The sequence below is a fragment of the Nocardia sp. JMUB6875 genome, from assembly GCF_041154655.1.
In the GTDB taxonomy this organism is placed as follows: Bacteria; Actinomycetota; Actinomycetes; order Mycobacteriales; family Mycobacteriaceae; genus Nocardia.
Genome location: NZ_BAAFGR010000276.1, coordinates 1 through 6,877, shown reverse-complemented (window position 1 = coordinate 6,877; position 6,877 = coordinate 1). Strand labels below are relative to the sequence as shown.

The following is a 6,877-nucleotide window of genomic DNA, read 5'->3' as shown; positions in this document are numbered from 1 at the left end:
ATACCCCCTCTAACCAGCCGATTCGTCCCCTCCCCCGTCCACCTGCTAAAGTTTTCCACCGCGGGCCGGAAACGACCCCGCGGGGCTATAGCGCAGTTGGTAGCGCGTCTCGTTCGCATCGAGAAGGTCAGGGGTTCGATTCCCCTTAGCTCCACCATCGATAGAGCCGCAGGTCAGAGACCTGCGGCTCTTTGGGGTGATACGCCGTCGAGGTCGTTGAACCGCTGCTGATCAGCAGTATTGCTGTGATCGCGGGGTTCGAGTCGCCTGAGGTCGTTTGGCTGTGGTGTGGTTGTAATCGCGGTGGACGCTATTCACATTCAGTGAGACGCAATCGCCTCGTTGCGGATCTGCTTGGACCACAACACCGTTTCGTCGGTATCGACGGCGGCCGAGTGTTGGTGGAGTTTGCCGATATCGATCCACGAGCTATCTGCACAAACCAGATCAGTTCGTCGAGCACCCTCTGGCCCCGGAATGGCCTAGCGGAGGACACCCCCGGCGAAGTCCTGTGTGAACGGGGCCTGCTGCGGGGATCGTCCAGTCCGCCACGGACGGGTGTTTCAGTCGAGGTGGACGTCGCGTTGGCGGTTGGGCTGCTCGGAGGTGTATCGCGTGGCGATGACCGCGGCGAAGGCCCTCATCAGGTCACGGGGTTTGGTGAAGTCGAGCCCGAGGAGTTCGGCTGTTTTCCGTAACCGGTAAGAGACGGTGTTCGGGTGTACGTGCAGGGCCGCGGCGGCGGCGCCGGCATTGCACTGATGCCATAGGTAGGCTTCCAGGGTTCCGCATAGGACCGGGTCGGAGGCTATGGGGCGCAACAACTCTCGCTGTATCGCGGTTACTCGGCTGGGGCGGCTGAGCTGGTATTCGACGGCCAGGTCCTGAAATCGCACCACGCCCGACTCACGGCGCGCGTACCGCGCTACCCGCAGCAGGTCGTGGACCTCGCCGAGGGCGACCGGCACGTCGGGTGGGGTGGCGAGGTCCACCGCGAATAGCACCGGCGCACCGACGGCGCGCTCGACGGTGGACAATCGCTCGCGCAGCTCGGCGAAGCGGTCCTGCATCCGCGCCGGCTGTGCGCCGACGGGTGGTTGCTCGAATGGCAGCAGCGCGGCGCCACCGGACTCTGTTCCCTGGCGCAGGGTTTCGCCACGTCCGATGCGATCCAATTCGCGTTCGAGGCGCCGTGCGGTGCGCCGCGCCGCGACCACCGCGCCGATCGCCGCGCTCGCGGGTTGTGGGTCCGGCGCCACCTCGATGGCAACGACCCAGTACCGCGGGGCCAGGGTCAGTCCGAGCCGCTGCGCCACCCGTTCGGGCTCGCTACCGCTGGCCAGTGCGAGAAACAGCTGCCGCCGGTCGTGGTCGATCGGCGGCAGCGGGGCCTGGTCCGCCCTGTAGCCCCGCAGCACGGCCATCGTCACGGTTCGCAGAAAGCGGTGCACTTGGACACCGATCTCGACCAGATCTCGCTCATCTCCGGTGGCGTGCGCCAGTTCGGTGATTATCTGCCAGAGATACTGCACCGCAACGTGATACGCACTCAGGATGTCGGCCAGCGGCAGCCGCTCCTCGGCCCGGTTCCGCGCGGAAGATTCATTCCCGGCGAACTCGGCGGGTTCGGGCACCCGGCCCGCGCGAATGGTCGCGACCAGCAGCTCGATGGTGCGGTGAGTCACCGCCTTGACATCGGTGACGACGTGCGGCGACTTCGTATACCTCACCCGGGTCGTCGACCAGATGGCAACGGCCGCCGTGGAATTCGATGAGATCGACCTTGGACTGGGCGGTGGAGCGCGCCATGACCGCGATGAACGGCAAGCCGATCAGCTTGGCGAAATAGGCCTCCGACACCGCCGTCGATCCGCTGGAGGCTTCGACGACCGGACGCCCCGGGCGCAGCCAGCCGTTGCAGAGGGCGTAGAGGAACAGCGACCGGGCCAGCCGATGCTTGAGACTGCCTGTGGGATGGGTGGATTCGTCCTTGAGGTAAAGATCGACGCCCCATTCGGGCGGCAGCGGAATCGTGAGCAGGTGGGTGCCGGAGGATCGGTTGCCGTCTGCCTGCACCTTGCGCACAGCCTCGCCCAGCCATGCACGGTAACCGGGGTCGTACCGGTCGATATCGGTCTCGTCGGCGACGGGAAGTTCGCGGGCGGCGGTCATTCCGATCCCATTTGGGCCTGGAACATCCAGCGGTGTTCCTCGAGCTTGGCGGTGATACCGATGAACAGGTCTTGGGTGATCGGGTCCGCGGTGGCGGTGGCCTCGATGTGCCGGCGGAAGCGATGGACCACCGCGTCCAGGCGGGCGACGATCAGTTCGACCACTTCGCGGTCGGCAAGATAGCCCGCGGGGAAGGGTAGTGCCGACTCGGCCACGGTCGAGGCCCGGCCGTCGGGCGAAATACTCAGCGACGCAGCGCGTTCGGCGACACTGTCGGAGAACTCGCGGCTGTCGGCGACAAGTTCGTCGAGCTGCAGATGCAGTGCACGGAATTGGCGGCCGACGACATTCCAATGCGCCTGCTTGGCGGTGAGCGCCAGATCGATCAGGTCGGTCAGCGCTTCCTGCAGGACGACGCCGAGCGCCTTGGTCTCGGCCTTGCCGAGTGGACTGGTGATGGAGGTCTTGTGCAGCGTGGTGGTCACGATGGCTCCTCTCGGGATCAACCCGTGTCATTTTCTGGAATGATTCCAGATTACTCCCGGTCGCTATGGCTGACCAGCACTTCAGCGATGACCTCGAACACACAACGCCGCCATCCATTGGCTGCAACTCGAGATTCCGGGCCGTTCCTGGTTTCCTCAGCCGACATGGGTGATCAGGTCGGCGATCATCGGCTTCACGTGGGTGCGCCAGTGTGGCCAGCTGTGGATGCCCTGGGGCCAGAAGTCGTAGGTCACGTTGTCGTAGTCGAGTTCGTGCAAACGCAATTCGAAGGCTTTGCTGTTGGCGAATGCGAGCGCCTCCAAACCCAGGCCGATGCCGAGATCCACGGCGGTGCCGGGCGGGTTCGAGAGATCCTCGGCGGTCGGGATTCCGGTGCCGGAACCGATATAGACGCGGGTGTGCGCGGCCTTCAACCTGGGTGCGGAGACGAAGGGATCGTTGCGTCGCCACATCGGGTTCCAGGGTGGGCCCCACATGCAGTCGATGTTCAGACCGCTCTTGACCAGCACGGCAAGCCGAATCGCCTCGGGCATCAGGGGAGCCGAGATATTGGGGAATCCCGAGAACGAGCCGACGAAGCTGAACTGTCCAGGGTGGTAGGCGGCAAGGGTGAGTGCGGCGCCACCGCCCATGGATACGCCGAATATGGCATTGCGGACGCGTTGGAAGCCCAGCCGATCGTGCAGTGCCGTGGGCAGATCGCGGGTCAGGAAGGTCTCCCATTTGTAGGCCTGCCGCTGCTTCAGTTCATCCGCGGAGCCGGAGGACGAACCGACGTGCGGCGAGTCGTTGATCTGTGGCAAGAAGGCGGCGAAGCAGTCCAGCCCCGGGGTGCTCGGCGCCTTCCAGTCGGTCCAGAAGCTGGTTCGCCCGCCGATCGGTAGCACCACATTGACGTTGGCCGCCGCCAACGTCTCCGCAGCATCGGTGCCGGACTCCCAGCCATTGACGCCGACCTCAGATTCCATGCCGTGCAGGGCGTACGCCACACGGGTCTTATTGCCGTCGGCAGCCCGATAGACCCGGGTGTTCACCGGACCCATCTCGGAATCGACGATGAAGTCGAAGCCTTTGATATCGGCAGCGGCCGGTGCGGCGGCCGCTGAATCCACGACGACGATCGACATCAGCAGAATCAGGACAGTCGTACGTGATCGCCGACTGCGCCTTGGATATTCGCGAGCAAATTCACCACACATCGGCTGATATCCCTTCGCAGACAGATCGTTTCTGTGACGAACGTGAAAGTGCGGGAATATTTGTGGCGGTGACCGGAAATCCGGACGCAGATTATCAGACAGATTCCCAGGCGAGTCGTAGGTCGCAATGCGGGCGAAAGCGACATCATCGACAGCTGCGTCGAACGACTCTCCGACGCACACGAGATCCCGCGCATCACGCAGAATCCTTGTGCCCCTTGACCGGGATCACAGACCCAGTGTGCGGCCCTGGCGGCCGATCCCGATCTTCAGCGGAACCAACAGCAACCAGCACCACATCGCCGCGGTGGCCGAGATGAAGGCGATCGGAATGGACAAGGCGAAGACGACGACGGTCGATCCGATGTCCTGGACCAGATTGCGGATGACCGGAACCGGAACCCGCGCGCGGAGCAGGCGTGGATGCCGCCAGATCCACAGGACCATTGTCAACTGGATCGTATCCACCGCCGCGACGACGGCCGCGTAGATCGCCACCGACTGCCGCTGCCCGCTGTACTCGGCCAGCAGCGCGGTCGGAAACGGAATCAGCGCGACCAGGCCGAGGCCGAGCATCGCCAAGGTGAGCAGTCCGTCGTCGATGCCGCTGACGCTCTGGAAGATCCGGCGGTGGTCGCGCCAGAACGCCGCGATCACCACGAAGCTCAGCACGTAGGCGGCGATATGGGGGATCAGGGCGTGCAAGGCCGCGTCGAAGGCGTGGCCGTCGAGTCCCTCCGGAATGGTGATGTCCAGGACGAGCAGGGTTATCGCGATGGCGAAGACGCCGTCCGAGAGTGCCAGCAGCCGATCCGCTCCTACACCCACGCTCTTGTCCGTCATTCGGCCGAGCGTACGACCGGTGGGGTGGGATCACGCCGTCACGGCGCGTGGGCGGGTGCGTGTCTGGATCGTGCCGCCGCACAAGGGATGCTGAAAGACTGCTGCGCAATCATGTCCACCCCGGCCTCGACCTCACACAGCTGTCCCAGCACCCGATTCAGGGGATGTTCGCTCAACGACGGACATCCACCATCCAGGGAAACTCGTGCGGTGTCGCTTCCTCACCCCCGACGATTCTGGTCGTCGGCTCGGGCGGTGGCGTGAGCGTTGCGGTATAGATCGCGATCTGGCGACCCTGCTCGTCCAGAACCGGGATCGTGGCCGGCAGCACCGTCCCGCCACTGGCGGTCAGTGCCTGTCCGCCACCGAGTTGCAGGGTGGCGGGGGTTTGTTGTGGAGCGCCGATGATGAGGCCGGAGTCGGCGGGCAACGCCTGTGGTTTCTCGTCGGACACGGGTGACTCCCTCTCCTGCTGTGGAACTCGGTCACCGGGCTGGTCACGAGTCTGCCATCGAATACCGCCGCCACGGAGTCGAATGACCCACATCGAGGACTTTCGCCGCAGCGATCATCGAGGGCAGTCAAGGAGTTCGGCCACCACCTCCCATGGGATGCGCTCGAGGAGGGGCATCCTCGTTGACCGCGTTGGAGTTGCCTACTCTGAGAAATCCCGTTCGGAGGCCTCCAATATGCCGAACGGGAATCACCGCGGGCGGCCGTGGGTGTCCCGGCGAGGGACACCGCGACGTTTCAGCGCGGTCCCGACGGTGCTTGGCGTGACGCCGAACCCCTCAGCGATACGGGCGAGCGACCGACCATCCTGATAGTTGACGACGGCCTGGTCGATCTCCTCCTTCGACAGTCGACGCTGCCGACGAATGGCAGCACCTCCCGCGCGCAGGACGTCAAGGATGCTGCCCTTGGCGAGCCGGTAGTCGGAGCTCAGCTGGTTGGCTGACGCTCCGTTCTCGTACGCCGCGACAATCTGCGCGCGATCCGCATCACTCAAACGGCGACCCAATGCGTGTACTTTCGGCACCGTCAGCGAGGGTCGGCGTTTAGCCTGGTCAGAGGCTCGAATTCGGAGCTGTTCGAGGGTGGAAGTTAGGGTGCCCTGGTTCGAGTAAGCTCGCATAAGGTCCACTTCATGAGAGAGCCACAGGTCATTGACCTGTGGCTTTTTTGGTTTTCCTGTGATGCACGAAGCCGGGGGATGCCCTACGTAGTACCCTACGTTTATGAAGGCCAAAACGAGCGTGTACCTGGATCCTGAGCAGGCTGCCCGTCTCAAGGAGGCGGCTGAAGCTTCGGGGCGGTCGGAAGCTGATTTGATTCGCGAGGGGATCGACCTGGTGTTGTTGCGGGCGCACCGGGTTCGCCGTACCCGGCCGTGGCCGTCGTTTGATTCCGGCGATCCTGGATTCGCCGCCAACAGTGAGGACCTGCTCGGCGAGGCATACGGCGAGTGAGCTTCTTCATCGCCGATACCTCGGCCATCATCGCTGCCTACGATCGCGCTGCGGAACTGCACGAACGGGCACGTGAATTCCTCTCCACCTCTGTCGCGGTTGTCTCGCCGCTCGTGCTGGACGAGGTCGATCATCTGCTCGTCGCGCGATTCGGAAAGGACCGCCGCACAGCCGATCTCGTCCTCGACGATCTGCTCACCTCGGCAGAAGAGGGCGCGGTGCTCGTGCCACAAGTGGACCGTGACGACCTCCGAGTCGCCCAGAAGATCATCGAGCAGTATCGCGGCCTCCGCCTCGACCTGGCCGATGCGGTCACGGTCGTGCTCGCCGAGCGCTACCTCACCAACGACATCTTGACGTTGGATGAGAAGGATTTTCGCGCCGTGCGGCCCCTCACACCTGCTCATCCGTCGTTCCGGCTCTTGCTCCAGGGCGACTGAACCACTGACAACCGCCATATCCGCAAACGATGTCATGGGGCTGGGAGTGGGGAGAGGTGGCAGCGGGCGATTTCGAATTCGGGGACGCGGTCTATGCGGTAGGTGGCGTGGGTCAGGGAGTGGTGGAGGTTGTGGCGGAAACGGTCGAAGGTTAGGGGGGAGCGGGTGGAGGCGAGGAGGTCTTGGGTTTCTGGGCAGGAGAGGGCTGTTTGGATTCGGGTGGTCCAGCCCTCGTCCAGGAACCAAG

8 protein-coding genes, 1 tRNA gene and 2 pseudogenes are annotated in these 6,877 nt (G+C 64.2%); 3 read left to right on the top strand and 8 right to left on the bottom strand.

The annotated features are described in order from the left end of the window. Positions 1–81: 81 nt before the first annotated feature. Positions 82–157, top strand: a tRNA-Ala gene (locus tag ACAM49_RS37715). 406 nt (positions 158–563) lie between these two features. Here ACAM49_RS37715 and ACAM49_RS37710 read toward each other — a convergent pair. From ACAM49_RS37710 to ACAM49_RS37680, 7 genes and pseudogenes are all read right to left on the bottom strand, one after another. Beyond that, complete coding sequence (locus tag ACAM49_RS37710; RefSeq protein ID WP_369640319.1) at positions 564–1,685, bottom strand: PucR family transcriptional regulator; 1,122 nt, start codon at positions 1,683–1,685, stop codon at positions 564–566. Positions 1,686–1,710: 25 nt separating this feature from the next. Next, positions 1,711–2,172, bottom strand: a pseudogene (locus ACAM49_RS37705) (pyridoxal-phosphate dependent enzyme); the annotation flags it as partial. Then, on the bottom strand, positions 2,169–2,657 hold the full coding sequence (locus tag ACAM49_RS37700; protein ID WP_369640318.1) for a Dps family protein: 489 nt from the start codon (positions 2,655–2,657) through the stop codon (positions 2,169–2,171). The pseudogene ACAM49_RS37705 and the gene ACAM49_RS37700, both read right to left, overlap by 4 nt. Before the next feature lie 156 nt (positions 2,658–2,813). Continuing rightward, positions 2,814–3,806 carry an alpha/beta hydrolase gene (locus ACAM49_RS37695; protein WP_369640317.1) on the bottom strand — a complete coding sequence of 331 codons (993 nt, stop codon included), beginning with the start codon at positions 3,804–3,806 and terminating at the stop codon, positions 2,814–2,816. Between the two features lie 300 nt (positions 3,807–4,106). Further along, on the bottom strand, positions 4,107–4,721 hold the full coding sequence (locus tag ACAM49_RS37690; protein WP_369640316.1) for a TMEM175 family protein: 615 nt from the start codon (positions 4,719–4,721) through the stop codon (positions 4,107–4,109). A 172-nt stretch (positions 4,722–4,893) separates the two neighbouring features. Further along, positions 4,894–5,175: a hypothetical protein gene (locus ACAM49_RS37685; RefSeq protein ID WP_369640315.1), complete on the bottom strand. Its 282-nt coding sequence runs from the start codon at positions 5,173–5,175 to the stop codon at positions 4,894–4,896. 249 nt (positions 5,176–5,424) lie between these two features. Continuing rightward, on the bottom strand, positions 5,425–5,730 hold the full coding sequence (locus ACAM49_RS37680) for an IS630 transposase-related protein (protein WP_369640314.1): 306 nt from the start codon (positions 5,728–5,730) through the stop codon (positions 5,425–5,427). 229 nt (positions 5,731–5,959) lie between these two features. Between ACAM49_RS37680 and ACAM49_RS37675 the strand changes: the two genes are divergently transcribed. Continuing rightward, positions 5,960–6,190 (top strand): ribbon-helix-helix domain-containing protein, encoded by a 231-nt coding sequence (locus ACAM49_RS37675; RefSeq protein WP_369640313.1) that lies wholly within the window; start codon positions 5,960–5,962, stop codon positions 6,188–6,190. Next, positions 6,187–6,630: a type II toxin-antitoxin system VapC family toxin gene (locus ACAM49_RS37670; RefSeq protein ID WP_369640312.1), complete on the top strand. Its 444-nt coding sequence runs from the start codon at positions 6,187–6,189 to the stop codon at positions 6,628–6,630. Before ACAM49_RS37675 ends, ACAM49_RS37670 begins: the two co-directional genes overlap by 4 nt. 32 nt (positions 6,631–6,662) lie before the next feature. Here ACAM49_RS37670 and ACAM49_RS37665 read toward each other — a convergent pair. Continuing rightward, positions 6,663–6,877 (bottom strand): annotated as a pseudogene (locus tag ACAM49_RS37665) (hypothetical protein); the annotation flags it as partial.